Here is a 207-nt window from a genome sequence, read left to right as displayed (position 1 = left end):
TTAGACCGGTGGATTGGAGCGGTTGAGTGACTCCAGAAGTTCGTCACCAAACTCCTCGATAAACTCAGTAAGCCCAATATTCAAAGCATCGGCTTTCAGGTGGCTCGAGGCCCTTGGCAATGCAATGTCGTTCATGGTGTTTCTCCACATGAGAATGAAACAGGGCACGCACGACACCACGGAGGGTATTGGGCATACCCTGCGGAT

General features: G+C 51.7%; 1 pseudogene. It reads right to left on the bottom strand.

Annotation, left to right across the window (positions count from 1 at the left end):
* A pseudogene (locus ALO64_RS26560) lies at positions 1-135 on the bottom strand (hypothetical protein); the annotation flags it as partial.
* Between the last annotated feature and the right edge of the window lie 72 nt (positions 136-207).

The sequence above is a fragment of the Pseudomonas meliae genome (assembly GCF_001400515.1).
In the GTDB taxonomy this organism is placed as follows: domain Bacteria; phylum Pseudomonadota; class Gammaproteobacteria; order Pseudomonadales; family Pseudomonadaceae; genus Aquipseudomonas; species Aquipseudomonas amygdali.
The sequence above is the reverse complement of the archived record's forward strand: the minus strand, read 5'-3'. Positions and strand labels throughout refer to the sequence as shown.